Origin of the sequence: Kribbella sp. C-35 (genome assembly GCF_046549195.1) — a bacterium.
In the GTDB taxonomy this organism is placed as follows: domain Bacteria; phylum Actinomycetota; class Actinomycetes; order Propionibacteriales; family Kribbellaceae; genus Kribbella.
Window position 1 is genome coordinate 1,790,100 of the sequence record NZ_JAJPWG010000001.1, and the last position, 15,144, is coordinate 1,805,243.

Consider the following 15,144-nt stretch of genomic DNA (forward strand, 5'->3'; position numbering starts at 1 on the left):
GATGGTTCAGGTTGACCGGAACATCGTACCGCCCTCGAGCACCGGCACCGAGTCACTTTCGTCGACCTCGGCCGCGATCGCGACATCGTCCGGGTATCCGTACTGCGTGAGCTCGCGCCCACCGGCGCACTCCCGCAGCAGTTGCGGCAGGTCGTCTGCCACCGCGTCGTACGCCGCCACCGCCGCTCGTGCCTCCGGGGAGAGGTTCTCTCCCTGAAGTGCACTCAGGAACCCACCGGCCCCCCAAAGATCCTCAACCGCCGGCCGAAGCGACCCGTCCTTCCACCGCTCCCCCGCCGCGATCGCAACGACCTTGCGGCCGTCTCCATGCTGCTTGACCCAGTCCGCGGCTGCCCGCCGGTTGCGCAACGACACCGCGATCACGGTCGCTCCGCTGTCGCTGAGCAGCTTGGCGATCGTCGAACCGTTCGGCGAGGGCAGCACGAGCTTGGTGATTCCGGTCACTCGCCTGATGGACACCGGCGACAGGCTGACGTCGTCCGGGCCCGCCTCGGAACGGCCGACGGCCAGCTTCGCGCCGTACTGTTCGGCGTACGCGACGGCCGTCTCGTCCCGCCATCGGTAGGGGTAGACGTCGATCCCGAGATCGGCCGCAACGGTCACCGCTGTGGTGAACGACAGCACGTCGACGACCGCGACGATGTCGCCGGCAACAACCCCGGCGCCGACCGGCCCCCACTCGAACCCGACGCCGAATCCGTCCTGCGCATAGGGGCTGGTCACCCGGCAGATCATTCCGCCGGGCGCCCAACCCCACAAGCAGGTTTCAGCTCAAAGCGTCGGCAGCAGCCGGCGACGAGTCCCGCAGGAACGTGACGCAGCGCTCGGCCTCGTCCTTCTCGTCGATGAGCGCCGCAGCCTTCCCGAGCGCCGCCAGCGCGCGCAGGAACCCACGGTTCGGCTCGTGCTCCCACGGGACCGGCCCGTGGCCCTTCCAGCCGTTCCGGCGGAGGAGGTCGAGGGCTCGGTGGTAGCCGGTGCGCGCGTACGCGTACCCCTCGATCGTGCGCCCGTCCGCGAGCGCCCCCTCGGCGAGCACGGCCCAGGCCAGCGACGACGTCGGGTACTTGGCCGCGACGTCCGCTGGAGCGGCCCCGTCGGCGAGTTCCGCCGCGGCCGGGTCGACCGGTAGTAGTGTCTCGGGTGGACCGGACAGCAGATTGTTCAATTCCATAAGCACATCTTCGCCGATCACGCAGCCGTACCGGCACGTGACCGTCTGGCGAAATCCGTTGACCGTTCACCCAGCGGCCACGGATGCTTGAGACCCTGCATCAACCGCCGTGGTTCCCAGCTACGGCCGGAAGGAGGCACCGGATGAGCGTCATAGTCCTGAACGCGTCGTACGAACCGCTGCACACCGTCTCGATCCAGCACGCCATCCGGATGCTGGTGCGGGAGGTCGCAGTGGTGGAAGAGTCGCACGGAGAGCGAACGATCGGCCCGTTTCCGGTTCCTCGAGTCCTCCGCCTGGTCCGGTACGTCGTGACGCACTGGCGCTACGCGGCCGGCCGGATGAAGTACAGCAAGCATGGCGTCCTGCGACGGGACAAGTTCCGGTGCGCGTACTGCGGTCTCGAGAACGCCGACACCATGGACCACGTCCAACCCAGATCAAGGGGCGGCCGCACCGAGTGGCTGAACGCCGTGGCCGCCCATGCCTCCTGCAACGAGCGGAAAGGCAACCGCACCCCGTCCGAGGCCGGCATGCCCCTCCTCTGGCAACCCTGGGTACCAACCCGCGCAGAGCTCGTCATAGACACATGACGGGCCTTTTTTATGCCCTGTGCCCGGAACATCGAGATCACAACTGTCGCTGATCGTCCCGACCTCGCCCACGCCGATATCGACGTGGGCGACTGGCCTGCCTTCATGCGCCACAACCGGGTCTCCGAGGCGTACTTCGCGCAGACCGTCGAGGTCTTCCCCACCACCTGCCTGATAGCCACCTCGGACGGCAGACCAGTCGGCGACGCCCACGCCGTCCAACTCGCCGGCGGCAACTTCCCGGCCGGAGGCTGGGAACAGTCGGTCGTTCGCGCATTCACCGACGCCCGGCGCGGCGTCCAGCCCGACACCGCCTGCGCCCTGAACATCAGCGTTGCCCGAGATTTCCAGGGCGAGGGTGTCGCCGCCCTCCTCCTCGCCGCGCTCCGCCAGGCAGCCGCAGACCTCGGCCTCAACACCCTCGATGCGCCCGTACGCCCGACGCGCAAACATCTCGAGCCCTTGGTCTCAATGGACGACTACGCCGCCCGCACCCGCCCCGACGGCCTCCCCTTCGACCCTTGGCTTCGCACCCACGTCCGCGCCGGCGGCCGAATCGTTTCCGTCGCGCCGACATCGTGGGTGATCGCAGGATCCCTTGCCGAATGGCGTACCTGGACCGGGCTTCCGTTCGACCGCAGCGGTCCCGTCGAGGTCTCGGGCGCGCTCGTTCCGGTGGAGTGTGACGTCGTCGCCGATCGAGCGGTGTACGTCGAGCCGAACGTCTGGGTGCGGCACGAGTTCTCCACAGATTGAAAATCGTGGGTCCGGGCGGGGTCGGATCGCGGCACGTTCTTGGGCATGAATCCTCAACTTGCCGTGATGGCGTCGATCCGGGGTGGCGTGTTCACCCGGGCCGACGCACGTGCCTCCGGCTACCACGACGCTGACATCGACTCCCTCCTGCACTCCGGCTCCTGGCGACGGATCCGGCGCGGGACCTATGCCGCTCACCGTTCACTCATGCTCGTCACCGACGAGGTCCTGTACCTGCGCCGGATCTACGAGGTCCTGCGCGCCGGCGGACCCGGCGTGTTCGCCAGCCATCAGTCGGCGGCAGCCCTGCATGCCTTGCCTGTCTGGGGTCTCGACCTGACCCGCGTCCACGTGACCGCGTCGGACGGTCGCTCCGGACGGCTCCGCGGCGTCCACCGCCACATCCGCGACCCAGTGGGACCTGGCCTCCAACTGTGGAACAGGCTGCGCATGGCCTCGCCCGCCCGCGCGATCGCCGAGGTGGCCGCGACCGCACCACCCGCGCCCGCCGTCGTGCTCGCCGACGCCGCGATGTACGCCGGACTCGTCAACCGGCGCACGTTGAACCGTGCGGTCACGCTGCTCGACCACGGCACCAAGCGGGCTACCCGAGTCCTCGACCAGCTCACCGGATCGGCCTCGATCGCCGAGTCCCGGCTGCGCTTCATCCTCGCCGACGCCGGCCTCCCCGCACCCAGCCCGTCACCGCCACCGGACTGCGAACCAACTGATCCCGACGTCTCCCCAGCTGAAGGACTGTGGTTCCCCGACGAGCGCACTGTCGTCGAGTTCGAACCGCGCTTTCCCTTCTGGTGCGAGGAATTCGAGCCTTCCGTCGACGAGCCGATCCCCGAGCCGGCCGTCGCCGACCCCGACGGGCCGCAACCCGTCGAGCACTGCTGGATCTCCTGGACCGACCTCGCCGACCCACCGACCGTGGCCGACCGCATCCGAACCACGTTCACCCGAGCCGCCCGCCGCACCGGAATCCGCCACTTCGACCTAGCCCGGATGTGACAGAAGGGCCCACCGCCGGTGGCGGTGAGCCCTTCGCAGCCCCCCTACAGGAGGACCAGATGATGTCAGGCGTTCAGCGACGTGCCCGTCGAGCGAAGGTCCTCGCAGGCCTCCGCGACGCGCTTCGCCATACCTTCCTCGGCCGCCTTGCCCCACGCGCGCGGGTCGTAGGCCTTCTTGTTGCCGACCTCGCCGTCGACCTTCAGTACGCCGTCGTAGTTGGCGAACATGTGCCCCGCCGCCGGCCGGGTGAACGCGTACTGCGTGTCGGTGTCGACGTTCATCTTGATGACGCCGTTGTCGACCGCCGCCCGGATCTCCTCGAGCGTCGAGCCGGACCCGCCGTGGAACACCAGGTCGAACGGGCGCTCCTTGCCGACCTTGGCGCCGACCGCGTCCTGGATCTCCGCGAGGATCTCCGGCCGCAGCTTGACGGCGCCCGGCTTGTAGACGCCGTGCACGTTGCCGAAGGTCAGCGCGGTCAGGTAGCGGCCGTTGTCACCGGTGCCGAGCGCCTCGACCGTGGCCAGGCCGTCCTCGACGGTGGTGTACAGCTTCTCGTTGATCTCGTTGGCGACGCCGTCCTCTTCGCCGCCGACGACGCCGACCTCGATCTCCAGGACGATCTTCGCCGCGGCCGTCTGGGCCAGCAGCTCCTTGGCGATCTCCAGGTTCTCGGTCAGCGGCACCGCCGAGCCGTCCCACATGTGCGACTGGAACAGCGGGTTCTCGCCCCGGGCGACGCGCTCGGCGGAGATCGCCAGCAGCGGCCGGACGAAACCGTCCAGCTTGTCCTTCGGGCAGTGGTCGGTGTGCAGCGCGATGTTCACCGGATAGTTCTTGGCGACCTCGTGCGCGTAGGCGGCCAGGGCGACCGAGCCGGTCACCATGTTCTTCACGGTGGAACCGGACAGGTAGTCGGCGCCGCCGGTGGAGACCTGGACGATGCCGTCCGAGCCCGCCTCGGCGAAACCGCGGATCGCGGCGATCAGCGTCTGCGAGGAGCTGACGTTGATGGCCGGGTAGGCGAAGCGGTTCTGCTTGGCCTTGTCCAGCATCTCGGCGTAGACCTCAGGGGTTGCAATAGGCATGTCTCGCGGTACTCCTCACAACACAGTTCTTGTGGGTTCGGCTCCAGTATTGCTGCCGGGCACTTCGTCGGATCCGGCGGCCCACCTGCCGAACCGGCCCGGTGGCCGGGGAGCGATCGGCAGGGATGTAGACCAGTTGATGAACAGGACAGGTCCAGTTCGTTGCGGCCCGATGACGACCGCGCGTCGGGCTCAGGCCGACCCGGTGCGCGGGCCGCGGGGGGTCAGGGCCATGTGCAGCCGGTAGCGGTCGGCGCGGTAGGCCGACCAGGACAGTTCGACGACCTTGCGGCCGGCGAAGGTGGTGCGCTCGAGGACCAGCAGGGGTGCCCGCCGGGCCACGCCGAGCACCCGGGCGACATGACCGTCGGCGTTGTCCGCCCGGACGGTCTGCTCACCGGAGGTGACGACGACGTCGTACTCACTGGCAAAGACGTCGTAGAGAGTGCCGAGCTCGCGGCCGAGCAGGCCGGGGAAGAGCGCGGACGGGTAGTAGCCGACCTCGTAGGCCATCGGCGACGCATCGGCCGTGCGGAGCCGCTCGACCCGGATCACCTTGGTGCCCTTGGCGACCCGCAGGCCCTTCGCGGTCTCGTCGGAGGCCTCGATCTCGCTGGCCGACAGCACCACGGTTCCGGGCTCGAGCCCACGGGCCCGCATCTCCCGGGAGAACGAGGTCAGGTGCAGCTGCGAGTCGACCTGTGGACCGGTGACGAAGGTCCCCTTGCCGTGCACCCGTTCGAGGGCGCCGGACTCGACCAGGTCGCTGATCGCCTGCCGGACGGTCACCCGGGAGACGTTCAGCTTGTCCACCAGGGCACGTTCGGAGGGGATCGGGTCCCCGGGATGCAGCTCGACGTCGATCAGCCGTTCCAGCACCGATCGGACCTGGGCCCGCTTCGTCGCCACCATGGAATCTCGATCCTCCAGACCTGGGCGGGTCTCGGGGGTGCCCCGGGACGCCGCTCACTGCTATCGTGCGCAGCATACCTGTTAAGACCAGATAGGACCAGTGATCGCAGTGGTGTCTGTCCCCGCCCAAGAGACCCGGATGGCGGCCGAGATTGCCGAGCAGCCGGCCGCGCTCGCCGCGACCTTCGAGCATGTTCTGCCGCTGCGGCACGACATCACCCGGCTGGCCGCCGGGCGCCGGAACGTGATCTTCGTGGCGCGCGGATCGTCCGACAACGCGAGCGTCTACGGCCGCTATCTGACCGAGATCCACGCCGGCCGACAGGCGTCGCTGGCCGCTCCGTCGGTTGCCACGCTGTACGGCGCGAACCTGGACCTGTCGAACTCGCTCGTGGTCGCGGTCAGCCAGTCGGGCGCGACCCAGGAGATCGTCGACACTGCCGAGTGGGCGAAGCGGAACGGCGCGGCGATCGTCGGCATCACGAACGACGGCAACAGCCCGCTGGCCTCGACGGCCGACGTCGCCCTGATCACGCAGGCGGGCCAGGAGCTCGCCGTACCGGCCACGAAGACGTACACGACGCAACTGGCCGCGATCACCGTCGCCGTGGACGCGCTCGCGCCGCGGCCGGGGACACTCGACGCCGACATCGCGCGGGTTCCGGACGCCGCGACCAAGATGCTGTCCGGGTCGGTCGAGGCGGCAGCGGACCTGCTGGCGGCGGCGCACGACGTGCTCGCGAGTGGTCGCGGACTGACGTTCGGCACGACGCTCGAGGTCGCACTGAAGCTCGAGGAGACCTGCTTGCAGCCGGTCCGCGGACTCTCGTACGCCGACCTGAAGCACGGCCCGATCGCGGTCGTCGACTCCGACCTGGTGACGATCCTGGTCGCGGCGGGCGAGGGCCCCGCCCTCCCTGGCATGACCGAACTGGCGGGCATCGTCCGCGAGAAGGGCAGCAAGATCCTCGGCATCGGCGGCGACCCCACGTTCGCCTCCCGCTGCGACGTGAACCTGGCCGGCCCCGACCTCCCTGAAACGCTGGCCCCGCTCGCGCTGGTCATCCCGGCCCAACGCGCCATCGAGCTCCTCGCCCGCAAACTCGGCCTGGATCCCGACGCCCCTCGCGGCCTCCGCAAGGTCACCCAAACCGACTGAACAAAGTGCTCACTCGGTGAGCACTTTGGGTGGAATCGTGGTGGTCATCAACCGGGGCAACACCTGAGAGAGGACCACCACGATGTTGCGAGGGCTTGCGACTGTCAGCTTCTACGCGGGCGACGTGAAGGCGGCGCGGCGCTGGTACGAGGAGTTGCTGGGGATCGAGGCGTACTACGCCGTGCCGACCGCGGAGGAGCCGGCGTACGTCGAGTTCCGGTTCGGGGACTTCCAGTGCGAGCTGGGAATCATCGACGCGAGGTACGCGACGCACCAGGTCGGGCCGACGGCGGCCGGGGCGATCGTCAACTGGCACGTCGACGACCTGGAGGGCACGCTCGCGCGGCTGCTCGAGCTCGGGGCGACGCTGAACGAGGGAATCGTTGAGCGAGGCAACAACACGGGCTTCCGCACCGCGTCGGTCGTCGACCCGTTCGGCAACCTGATCGGCATCATGAACAACCCGCACTACCTGCAGATCCTCGAAGAACTGAAGGCCTGAGGCTGTTCAGAAGTCGATCCGCATGACCGCGCGGCGTTTGCCCGGCCGGCTCACCTCGGCGAATCCGGCGTCGGCGAACGTGCCGAGCGTGCCGACCGATCCGCCGTCGACGAAGTCGGGATAGCCCTCCACGGCGCGGGCGCCGCGTTCCCGGGCGAAGTCGGCGGCGGCGCGGGCGAGTGCACGACTGATACCGCGGCGCCGGTAGCCGACGCGGGTGACGAAGCAGGTCACGGCCCAAACCGTCGTGTCCGCCTTGTCCTCGTTGCGGTCCATCCAAGGGACGCGATTGTCGCGGCGCAGCCTCGGATGGTCGGCTCGCGACGCGACGGCGCACCAGCCGACGGGTTCGCCGTCGAGGTACGCGACCAGGCCGCTCGTGGTCTTGGCCTTCGGGTTTCCGCAGGCGGTCTGGTCACGGAGCCGGGCGGCGAGCTCTTCGGGTCCTTCCGAGGCCCAGGACTCCTTGGGCAGCATCCGGAACCGCTGGCACGAGCAGCGGGAGGTGTCTCCGCTGGTACCGAAGACCGCCTCGAGATCCTCGGCGGTCGCCTGGTTCGCGGGGACGATCGTGAGCTGTTCCGCGGCGACTGGTTCTCGGGAGCCTGATGGGCGAGGCGTCCGCGGAGGTGCGGGACGTTTCTCCCTCTCGGGCAGCGCGTCCAACATCAGCCGGACATCCACCGTGTCGCCTGCGTCCAGTCTTTGCGGCTTGCGCACGGCATCCTTCAGCGGGAGCAGGTAGCTGCCGTCCTTCGGGTACAGGGACGTCTTCCACTCGGTGCTGCCGATCCGAGCGCGAATCGGCAGCATTCCCCAGCCGTAACTGGCAGCCGAGGCAACGGCTCGCAACGCGTCGCCCTCCTCGTCGGGCACGGGGACGAAGTAGTACGGCGCGGGGCCGCGCCACTCGATGACTTCGCCGCTGAACGACTGATCCATGCGTCCGATGCTAGGCCGGGTTCCGGACAGACCACTTCCGGATTCGGCGTCGACTTTCTAGCCGATCAGAAGTTGCCGCGGTGGGTGAGGGCGGTGGTGATCTGAGCGGCGGCTTCCTGAAGGTGCGGGAGGAACTCTTCGCAGAGCGAAGTCGGGGTCGAGCGGGAGGCGTGAGCGGAGACATTGAGCGCGGCGATGATGCGGCCGCGGGAGTTGTGAATGGGGGCGGCGATGGAGCGGAGGCCGAGTTCGAGTTCCTGGTCCACGAGGGCGTAACCGTCGGCGCGTGCCTGGGTGATGCTCGCGCGCAGGTCGTCTGGGGCAGTGAGCGTGCGATCGGTGAGCGGCTCAGCCTGCAGGGTTTCGAGGTACGCCGTGAGGTCGTCGTCGGGCAGCGCGGAGAGCAGGACCCGGCCCATCGAGGTCGGGTACGCCGGGAGCCGGGCGCCGACCCCGAGGGCGACGGTCATGATCCGGCTGGTTGGCACGCGGGCGACGTACACGATGTCGGGGAGGTCGAGGGTCGCGATCGAGCAGGACTCGCGGGTCTTGGCGCTCAGCTCCTCCATGAACGGGCCGGCGAGTTCGCCGAGGTCCAGGGAGGACAGGTAGGCCCAGCCGAGGGCGAGGACGCGCGGGGTGAGGGAGAAGCGGCGGTTGTCGCTGCGTACATAGCCGAGTTCCTCCAGCGTGAGGAGGATCCGGCGCGCGGTCGCGGGCGTGATGCCGACCGCGCGTGCCACTTCGCTGAGGGTCAGCGAGGGCGCTTCGGTGGAGAACGCGCGGATCACCGCGAGGCCGCGCTCCAGACCTTGCAGAAACGTGCCTGTAGACGCGTCACTCGGCATCGGCTAGCCTGCTCTTCGTTGAAAGAAAAACTATTCGCTGAGCGAAATCCTAGCGGAGCTGCCGATGCCACGTCCAGTCGAGCCTGATGCGGCGCTGTTCGGCGCTGGGTTCGTGCATAGGTTCCTGCCCGGGCGGGTGGTGTTCGGTGCCGGCTCGCTCGACCGGGTTGCGATCGAGGTCGAAGCGCTCGGCGTACGGCGGGCGCTCGTGGTGGCGACGAACTCCGCGCGCGCCGCGGCCGACGTGGTCGAGGCGCAATTGGGCGACCTGTTCGCGAGCCGGATCGACGGAGTCGCCCAACACGTGCCGACCGAGGTCGCCGAGAACGCCCGCACCAAGGCGCGAGAGGTCGACGCCGACGCAGTCGTAGCCATCGGAGGCGGCTCAGCAATCGGCCTAGCAAAAGCAATCGCTCTAACGGGTGCTGGGGTTGTGGTTGTTGCTGTGCCTACTACGTACGCCGGGTCTGAGATGACGCCTGTGTGGGGTGAGACGACGGGTGGGCGCAAGAGCACTGGGACCGATGTGCGGGTGTTGCCCCGGGTGGTTGTTTACGACCCGGTGTTGAGCCGTGGGTTGCCGTTGAAGGTGACTGCGGCGAGTGTGGCGAACGCCATCGCGCATTGTGTCGAGGCAGTCTGGACGCCGAAGGCCGATCCGATCACGGAGCTGAGCGCGGTTGAAGGGCTACGGGCGTTGAGTAACGGCTTACGGGACGTACTGCGAGACCCCGGCGACTTAGATGCTCGAAGCAACCTTCTGTACGGCGCCTGCTTGGCGGGGTCGGCGTTGGCGACGGCGGGGACCGGCCTGCATCACAAGCTGTGCCATCTGCTGGGCGGCACCTACAACCTGCCGCACGCAGAGACGCACGCGGCGGTGCTTCCTCAGGTGGCCCGCGTCAACGCTTCCTCAGTTCCACAAGCGAAAACACGACTGGAAGCCGCCCTGGGCACAACAGACCTGGCAGGCGGACTGTTCGACCTGTTCCAGGCAGCGGGGGTGCCAACAACTTTGCGGGAGCTGGGCTTGACCGAGGCGCAGGTCGCGGAAGCAGCCGCGGCGTTCGCGCCGACGGACAACCCGATCCCGGTGACGGAGGACCTGGTGCGGGAGATTCTGACCCGCGCCTGGTCCGGTACGCGACCTTGACGAGCGAGGAGACCGGATGGACCTGCAAGGAGATGATCTGACCGCAGCCGTGGTGGCCAGCTTCGGGGACAGCCCGAGCGGCCGCTACCGGGAGGTGATGAGCGCGCTCGTGCGCCACCTGCACGCGTTCGCACGCGAGGTGGACCTCACCGAGGACGAGTACTTCACCGCGATCGACTTCCTGACCCGGACCGGTCAGATCTCGACCGGCACGCGACAGGAGTTCGTGCTGCTGGCCGACGTACTCGGGCTGTCCATGCTCACGGTCGGTCTGGGCAATCGGAAGCCGCCCGCGGCCACGCAGTCCACTGTGTTCGGCCCGTTCTTCGTCGAGGGATCTCCCGAGGTGCAACTCGGTGGCGATATCTCGAACGGCGCCCCTGGACAGCCGTGCCTGGTGAGCGGGCGTGTCCTCAACACCAACGGCGAACCGATCCCGCAGGCGCTCGTCGAGACCTGGCAGGCCGACGAGGACGGGTTCTACGACGTACAGAAGGAACTCGACGGTCCGCAGAACCGCGCCCATCTGACGACCGATGCCGACGGCAACTACCGGTTCTGGGCGGTCAAGCCGGTCGCCTACCCGATCCCCGATGACGGTCCGGTCGGCGAACTGCTCCGCGCGGGCGGTCGCGGTCCGATGCGCCCGGCGCACATTCATTTCATGGTCACGGCCCCCGGGTACAGCCGCCTGATCACGCATGTCTTCGCGGCAGGCGACGAGTACCTCGACACCGATGCGGTGTTCGGCGTCAAGCAGTCGCTCATCGCCGACTTCACCGAACACCCGGCCGGCACCGAGGCCCCCGACGGCAGTACGCCGGAGCAGCCGTACTACACCGTCGACTACGACCTGGTGCTCGCCACCACCGAGGAGGTCCAGCAATGATCACCACAGACGTTCTCATCGTCGGTAGTGGCCCGGCCGGCGGCGCCGCCTCCCTCTTCCTGTCCACGTACGGCGTCGACAACATCGTCCTCACCCGGTACGGCTGGACCGCCAACACGCCACGCGCGCACATCACGAACCAACGCACGATCGAGTTGATGCGCGACGTGGGCATCGAGGACCAGGTCGTCGACAAGGGCACCGCCCACGACCTGATGGGCCAGACCGCGTTCTGCACCAGCCTGGCCGGCGAGGAGATCGGCCGGATCCGGACGTGGGGCACGCATCCACGCCGCCTGGCCGACTACACGGAGGCTAGTCCCTGCCTGCCCATGGATCTCCCCCAGACGCTCTTCGAGCCGATCCTGGTCAGTACCGCGGCTGCCCGCGGTGCCCGGCTCCGGTTCAACACGGAGTACGAGAAGCTCGAGCAGGACGACGACGGGGTCACCGCCACGGTGCGGGACCGGCTGAGCGACACGACGTACCAGATCCGCGCCAAATACCTGATCGGCGCGGACGGCGGGCGGAGCAAGGTTGCCCAGGACATCGATCTGCCGATGGCCGGCGCGATGGACATCGAGGGTTCGATGAACATCGTGTTCGAGGCCGACCTGAGCCGGTACGTCGCGCATCGCCCGAGCGTTCTGTACTGGGTCCTGCAGCCCGGCGCGCAGATCGGCGGGATCGGCGCGGGCCTCGTCCGCATGGTCCGCCCGTGGAACGAGTGGCTGATCGTCTGGGGCTACGACATCAACCAGCCGGCCCCGGTGGTCGACGAGGCGATGGCGACCGAGATCGTGCACAACCTGGTCGGCGACGACACCATCGACGTGAAGCTGAAGGGTACGTCGGTCTGGAGCGTCAACCACATGTACGCCGAGAAGATCTCGAAGGGCCGCGTCTTCTGTATGGGTGACGCGATCCACCGGCACCCGCCGAGCAACGGCCTCGGCTCGAACACCTCGATCCAGGACGCGTACAACCTGTCCTGGAAACTCGCGCTGGTCCTCAAGGGTCAGGCCGCGCCCGAGCTGTTGCAGACCTACGACGCCGAGCGCGCCCCGATCGCGCGGCAGATCGTTGACCGCGCCAACAAGAGCCGCGGCCAGTTCGGCCAGATCTTCCGGGCACTCGGCATGACGCCGGACGCGCCGGCCGGACGGACGATCGAGTCGCGCAAGGACAACACCGCGGAGGGCGCCGCGCAGCGTGAGGAGCTGCGGAAGGCGATCGAGCTGAAGGACTACGAGTTCAACGCGCACGGTGTCGAGCTCGGTCAGCGGTACCGGTCGTCAGCCGTGGTCGACGACGGTACGCCCGAGCCGCCGTACGAGCGGGACCACGAGCTGTACTACCACCCGACAACGTGGCCCGGTGCGCGGATCCCGCACTGCTGGCTGACGCGTGGATCGGACACCGTGAGCACGCTCGACGTGGTTGGGAAGGGCCGGTTCACCTTGCTCACCGGCATCGGCGGGGACGCATGGGTGAAGGCGGCACAGTCCGTGTCCGAGCAGCTCGGCGTACCGATCGAGCCGTTCGTGATCGGGCCGGGTCGTGAGCTGGACGACCTGTACGGCGACTGGGCGCGCGTGCGCGAGATCCCGGACGAAGGCTGTCTGCTCGTCCGGCCCGATGCGCACATCGCCTACCGCGCGTTCGACCAGCCCGACGATCCGACGGAAGCGCTCCGTCTGGCAGTCGGTGCAGTGTTAGGCCGCTGAGGAGGCGGCGGCCTCGCGGAGGATGCGGTCGAGGATCGCCGAGATCTCCGCGGTCTCGGCGTCCAGCAGGGTGATCAGCGCGACCCGCGAGGTCTCCGACCGCGCCTCCAGAGCTGCCGCGCTCAACGCGCGCACGGTGCCCAGCTCGTGTATCAGTTCGTCCCACAGAGTGTTCATCAGCAAACCCCCATGTGCCCCGTCACCAAACCCAGCGCGACGAGAAGCCTCACTTCTGTCTCACCGAGAACAACGGGCGCAAGTGGAGGAAGGTTACGGACCTGTCAACAATTCCCAGCTGTGAGCCGGGACGGGCGGGGTGTCCGCGAGCGGGAAGCGCTGCTCCTGGTCCGAGATGTTCAGCAGCAGGAGGACCGATTCCTCACCGTGGGTGCTCCGGAGCGCGAGCGACTCGTTGGTCAGATGCTCGACGGTCGTCCGCGCCCGGGTCAGCCACGGATGACGGCGCCGTACGCCGATGAGTTCCTGGTGCAAGCGGTACGTCGGCCGGCCGTACGGCGCCAGCTCGTCGGGCGACCCCGGGAACGCCGGCCGGATCGCATCGTCCCCGCCGGCGCGATCCTCCTTGAGACCGCGGAACGCCTGCTCGTCACCCGAGTAGACGCTCGGTACACCGGCGACCGTGAACAGGATCGCCAGCGCGTGGCCGAGGTGGCGTTCGTCCTCGAGCCGGGTCGCGAGACGAGTCACGTCGTGGTTGCCGACGAACGTCTGCGGGACGAACGTGTCGAGCAGCGCGTTGTGCCGGCCGAGCGCGTGCGAGAGCTCGTAGAAGTTGCGATCGTTGAGCGAACTCCAGATCGCCTTCCACAGCTCGTACTGCGTGACGGAATCGAGCCCGCTCTTCTCGACGTACGCGGCGTAGTCGCCGTGGATCACCTCACCGAAGTACCAGGTGTCGCGGTCCCGCGGCAGCGCGTCGCGCCAGAACTCGGGCGGTACGGCGTACGCCGCGTCCAGGCGCCACGCATCGACACCACGGTCGATCCAGAACCGAACCACATCACCGACGTACTGCGCGACGTCGGGGTTGCTGTGGTCGAGCGCCACCAGATGTTCGTGACCCTCAAAGGTGTCGAGGCCACCGCGGCGGAACCAGTCCGGATGCGCGAAGGAACGCGCGACGTGGTTGAAGACGCCGTCGAGCGCGACCCGGAGACCGCGGGCGTGGGCCTGGGCGATCAGGCGGTCGAAGTCGGCGTCGTCGCCCAGACGCGGGTCGATGCGGAAATGGTCGACGGTGTCGTAGCCGTGGGTCTCGGAGGCGAAGACAGGACCGAGCAGGAGCCCGTTGCAGCCCAGGTTGATCGCGTAGTCGAGCCAGTTCTCGAGCTGTGGCAGGCGATGCACGACCGCCTGTTGAGCCGTCGCCTCAGCCGAAGTGAAGCCGAGCGGGTAGATCTGCCACCAGATCGCGTGGTCAGGCCACATGTCGCCTCCTCAGAACCAGAGTAGGAAGGATCGCGATCAGGCAGCCGATCACGGTGTCGATCAGGCGGTACCCGATCGTCGAGAGGCCCGGCGTACGACCCAGGTCCATCAGGAGGACGACGAGCGGGGTCATGACGGTGGCGTAGGCCGCGTAGTTGCGTTCCTTCAGCAGCGGTCGCAGTCCGGCGAGAACGCTGACCACCGCCACGATCGCCCAGGACGGCGGGACCCAGAGGACGAGGGCGCCACCGATGAGTACGCCGGCGCACGTACCAAGGCAGCGTTGCGTTGCCCGAAGCAACGATCCACCGCGGCGCCGGATCACGATCACCACGGCGAGCGCGATCCAGTACCCCTTCTCCTGATGCCACAGCACACCGATCACCTCGGCCACCGCGAGTGCGGGCACCAGGCATACGACGTACTGCCATCCCTCGAAGCGATGCAGGTTCCCCCACCACCGTCGCCACAACTGCCGGTACGTCGGCACGCCGCCGGCCGGGGCAATCGGGGCCGAGACCGCGGCACCCGCGAGCCCCAGCAGGATCGCCCACGCAACCCCGCCCGCGAACCAATACGCAACCTCCCAGGCGGCCCCATTCAGCCCGGTCGCCATCACCAGGAACGCGGTGAACCGCGCCGTCGCGTCAGCCATCCACCGACTGAACCCACCAACCACCGCCGCAACCGCAGCCAGCCCCACGACACCCGCCGCGCCGACCCATCCACGACCCCCCAACCACGCCCCAAGGAGCGCAGCCACCATCACGACCCCCGCAACGCGACCTTGTGCCCCGGCCAACCACAAGAGGCGACTTTGAGCACCGGCCAACCACGAAAACGGTCCGCGAATGGTTGGTGGGTGCACAAAGTTGACGGCCAGGGCGCCTAGAGCGGCGAACGAGGCGTGG

Annotated in this window: 17 protein-coding genes; 8 read left to right on the top strand and 9 right to left on the bottom strand. The window is 68.3% G+C overall.

Annotation, left to right across the window (positions count from 1 at the left end):
• Window positions 1–6: 6 nt before the first annotated feature.
• Window positions 7–744: a 2-phosphosulfolactate phosphatase gene (locus ACLJOO_RS09090; protein WP_410786424.1), complete on the bottom strand. Its 738-nt coding sequence runs from the start codon at window positions 742–744 to the stop codon at window positions 7–9.
• Between the two features lie 43 nt (window positions 745–787).
• Window positions 788–1,195: a DUF3151 domain-containing protein gene (locus ACLJOO_RS09095; RefSeq protein ID WP_410786425.1), complete on the bottom strand. Its 408-nt coding sequence runs from the start codon at window positions 1,193–1,195 to the stop codon at window positions 788–790.
• Between the two features lie 143 nt (window positions 1,196–1,338).
• Here ACLJOO_RS09095 and ACLJOO_RS09100 point away from each other — a divergent pair, with 143 nt between their 5' ends.
• From ACLJOO_RS09100 to ACLJOO_RS09110, 3 genes are all read left to right on the top strand, one after another.
• Window positions 1,339–1,788 carry an HNH endonuclease gene (locus tag ACLJOO_RS09100; RefSeq protein ID WP_131335989.1) on the top strand — a complete coding sequence of 150 codons (450 nt, stop codon included), beginning with the start codon at window positions 1,339–1,341 and terminating at the stop codon, window positions 1,786–1,788.
• Between the two features lie 105 nt (window positions 1,789–1,893).
• Entirely contained in the window at window positions 1,894–2,544 is a 651-nt protein-coding gene (locus tag ACLJOO_RS09105) for a GNAT family N-acetyltransferase (protein WP_410786426.1), read from the top strand.
• Window positions 2,545–2,589: 45 nt separating this feature from the next.
• Window positions 2,590–3,561 carry a type IV toxin-antitoxin system AbiEi family antitoxin domain-containing protein gene (locus ACLJOO_RS09110; RefSeq protein ID WP_410786427.1) on the top strand — a complete coding sequence of 324 codons (972 nt, stop codon included), beginning with the start codon at window positions 2,590–2,592 and terminating at the stop codon, window positions 3,559–3,561.
• 65 nt (window positions 3,562–3,626) lie between these two features.
• Here ACLJOO_RS09110 and fbaA read toward each other — a convergent pair whose 3' ends face one another.
• The gene (fbaA, locus tag ACLJOO_RS09115; RefSeq protein ID WP_410786428.1) at window positions 3,627–4,652 is read right to left on the bottom strand and encodes a class II fructose-bisphosphate aldolase; all 1,026 of its coding nucleotides are present in this window, start codon (window positions 4,650–4,652) and stop codon (window positions 3,627–3,629) included.
• Window positions 4,653–4,844: 192 nt separating this feature from the next.
• The gene (locus tag ACLJOO_RS09120; protein ID WP_130388014.1) at window positions 4,845–5,564 is read right to left on the bottom strand and encodes a GntR family transcriptional regulator; all 720 of its coding nucleotides are present in this window, start codon (window positions 5,562–5,564) and stop codon (window positions 4,845–4,847) included.
• A gap of 139 nt (window positions 5,565–5,703) precedes the next feature.
• On the opposite strand from ACLJOO_RS09120, the gene ACLJOO_RS09125 reads away from it, so the two are divergent.
• Together ACLJOO_RS09125 and ACLJOO_RS09130 are read left to right on the top strand one after the other, a co-directional pair.
• Window positions 5,704–6,723 carry an SIS domain-containing protein gene (locus ACLJOO_RS09125; RefSeq protein ID WP_410786429.1) on the top strand — a complete coding sequence of 340 codons (1,020 nt, stop codon included), beginning with the start codon at window positions 5,704–5,706 and terminating at the stop codon, window positions 6,721–6,723.
• 82 nt (window positions 6,724–6,805) lie between these two features.
• Window positions 6,806–7,225 (top strand): VOC family protein, encoded by a 420-nt coding sequence (locus ACLJOO_RS09130; RefSeq protein ID WP_410786430.1) that lies wholly within the window; start codon window positions 6,806–6,808, stop codon window positions 7,223–7,225.
• A gap of 6 nt (window positions 7,226–7,231) precedes the next feature.
• Here ACLJOO_RS09130 and ACLJOO_RS09135 read toward each other — a convergent pair whose 3' ends face one another.
• Both ACLJOO_RS09135 and ACLJOO_RS09140 read right to left on the bottom strand, forming a co-directional pair.
• A complete protein-coding gene (locus ACLJOO_RS09135) occupies window positions 7,232–8,167 on the bottom strand; it encodes a GNAT family N-acetyltransferase (protein WP_410786431.1) in 936 nt (311 codons plus the stop codon).
• 65 nt (window positions 8,168–8,232) lie between these two features.
• Window positions 8,233–9,015 (bottom strand): IclR family transcriptional regulator C-terminal domain-containing protein, encoded by a 783-nt coding sequence (locus ACLJOO_RS09140; RefSeq protein ID WP_410786432.1) that lies wholly within the window; start codon window positions 9,013–9,015, stop codon window positions 8,233–8,235.
• A gap of 64 nt (window positions 9,016–9,079) precedes the next feature.
• On the opposite strand from ACLJOO_RS09140, the gene ACLJOO_RS09145 reads away from it, so the two are divergent.
• From ACLJOO_RS09145 to ACLJOO_RS09155, 3 genes are read left to right on the top strand one after another with little or no spacing between them, the layout of a single operon-like run.
• Entirely contained in the window at window positions 9,080–10,168 is a 1,089-nt protein-coding gene (locus ACLJOO_RS09145) for a maleylacetate reductase (protein ID WP_410786433.1), read from the top strand.
• 16 nt (window positions 10,169–10,184) lie between these two features.
• The gene (locus tag ACLJOO_RS09150) at window positions 10,185–11,057 is read left to right on the top strand and encodes an intradiol ring-cleavage dioxygenase (RefSeq protein ID WP_410786434.1); all 873 of its coding nucleotides are present in this window, start codon (window positions 10,185–10,187) and stop codon (window positions 11,055–11,057) included.
• Window positions 11,054–12,784, top strand: coding sequence for an FAD-dependent monooxygenase (locus ACLJOO_RS09155; RefSeq protein ID WP_410786435.1), 1,731 nt, complete (start codon window positions 11,054–11,056; stop codon window positions 12,782–12,784). The genes ACLJOO_RS09150 and ACLJOO_RS09155 overlap by 4 nt, the downstream gene beginning before the upstream one ends.
• Here the strand turns inward: ACLJOO_RS09155 and ACLJOO_RS09160 are convergent.
• From ACLJOO_RS09160 to ACLJOO_RS09170, 3 genes are all read right to left on the bottom strand, one after another.
• Window positions 12,773–12,961, bottom strand: a complete 189-nt coding sequence (locus ACLJOO_RS09160; protein ID WP_131336007.1) for a hypothetical protein — start codon at window positions 12,959–12,961, stop codon at window positions 12,773–12,775. The genes ACLJOO_RS09155 and ACLJOO_RS09160 overlap by 12 nt on opposite strands.
• Before the next feature lie 93 nt (window positions 12,962–13,054).
• Window positions 13,055–14,233, bottom strand: coding sequence for an alpha-amylase family protein (locus ACLJOO_RS09165; protein ID WP_410786436.1), 1,179 nt, complete (start codon window positions 14,231–14,233; stop codon window positions 13,055–13,057).
• Window positions 14,223–14,888, bottom strand: a complete 666-nt coding sequence (locus ACLJOO_RS09170; protein WP_410786437.1) for an FUSC family protein — start codon at window positions 14,886–14,888, stop codon at window positions 14,223–14,225. Before ACLJOO_RS09170 ends, ACLJOO_RS09165 begins: the two co-directional genes overlap by 11 nt.
• Between the last annotated feature and the right edge of the window lie 256 nt (window positions 14,889–15,144).

Coding starts and splice junctions, on each gene's coding strand:
- ACLJOO_RS09095 (WP_410786425.1), bottom strand. CDS start 1,195: ATGGAATTGAACAATCTGCTGTCCGGTCCACCCGAGACACTACTACCG.
- ACLJOO_RS09100 (WP_131335989.1), top strand. CDS start 1,339: ATGAGCGTCATAGTCCTGAACGCGTCGTACGAACCGCTGCACACCGTC.
- ACLJOO_RS09105 (WP_410786426.1), top strand. CDS start 1,894: ATGCGCCACAACCGGGTCTCCGAGGCGTACTTCGCGCAGACCGTCGAG.
- ACLJOO_RS09110 (WP_410786427.1), top strand. CDS start 2,590: ATGAATCCTCAACTTGCCGTGATGGCGTCGATCCGGGGTGGCGTGTTC.
- fbaA (WP_410786428.1), bottom strand. CDS start 4,652: ATGCCTATTGCAACCCCTGAGGTCTACGCCGAGATGCTGGACAAGGCC.
- ACLJOO_RS09120 (WP_130388014.1), bottom strand. CDS start 5,564: ATGGTGGCGACGAAGCGGGCCCAGGTCCGATCGGTGCTGGAACGGCTG.
- ACLJOO_RS09125 (WP_410786429.1), top strand. CDS start 5,704: ATGGCGGCCGAGATTGCCGAGCAGCCGGCCGCGCTCGCCGCGACCTTC.
- ACLJOO_RS09130 (WP_410786430.1), top strand. CDS start 6,806: ATGTTGCGAGGGCTTGCGACTGTCAGCTTCTACGCGGGCGACGTGAAG.
- ACLJOO_RS09135 (WP_410786431.1), bottom strand. CDS start 8,167: ATGGATCAGTCGTTCAGCGGCGAAGTCATCGAGTGGCGCGGCCCCGCG.
- ACLJOO_RS09140 (WP_410786432.1), bottom strand. CDS start 9,015: ATGCCGAGTGACGCGTCTACAGGCACGTTTCTGCAAGGTCTGGAGCGC.
- ACLJOO_RS09145 (WP_410786433.1), top strand. CDS start 9,080: ATGCCACGTCCAGTCGAGCCTGATGCGGCGCTGTTCGGCGCTGGGTTC.
- ACLJOO_RS09150 (WP_410786434.1), top strand. CDS start 10,185: ATGGACCTGCAAGGAGATGATCTGACCGCAGCCGTGGTGGCCAGCTTC.
- ACLJOO_RS09155 (WP_410786435.1), top strand. CDS start 11,054: ATGATCACCACAGACGTTCTCATCGTCGGTAGTGGCCCGGCCGGCGGC.
- ACLJOO_RS09160 (WP_131336007.1), bottom strand. CDS start 12,961: ATGAACACTCTGTGGGACGAACTGATACACGAGCTGGGCACCGTGCGC.
- ACLJOO_RS09165 (WP_410786436.1), bottom strand. CDS start 14,233: ATGTGGCCTGACCACGCGATCTGGTGGCAGATCTACCCGCTCGGCTTC.
- ACLJOO_RS09170 (WP_410786437.1), bottom strand. CDS start 14,888: ATGGCTGACGCGACGGCGCGGTTCACCGCGTTCCTGGTGATGGCGACC.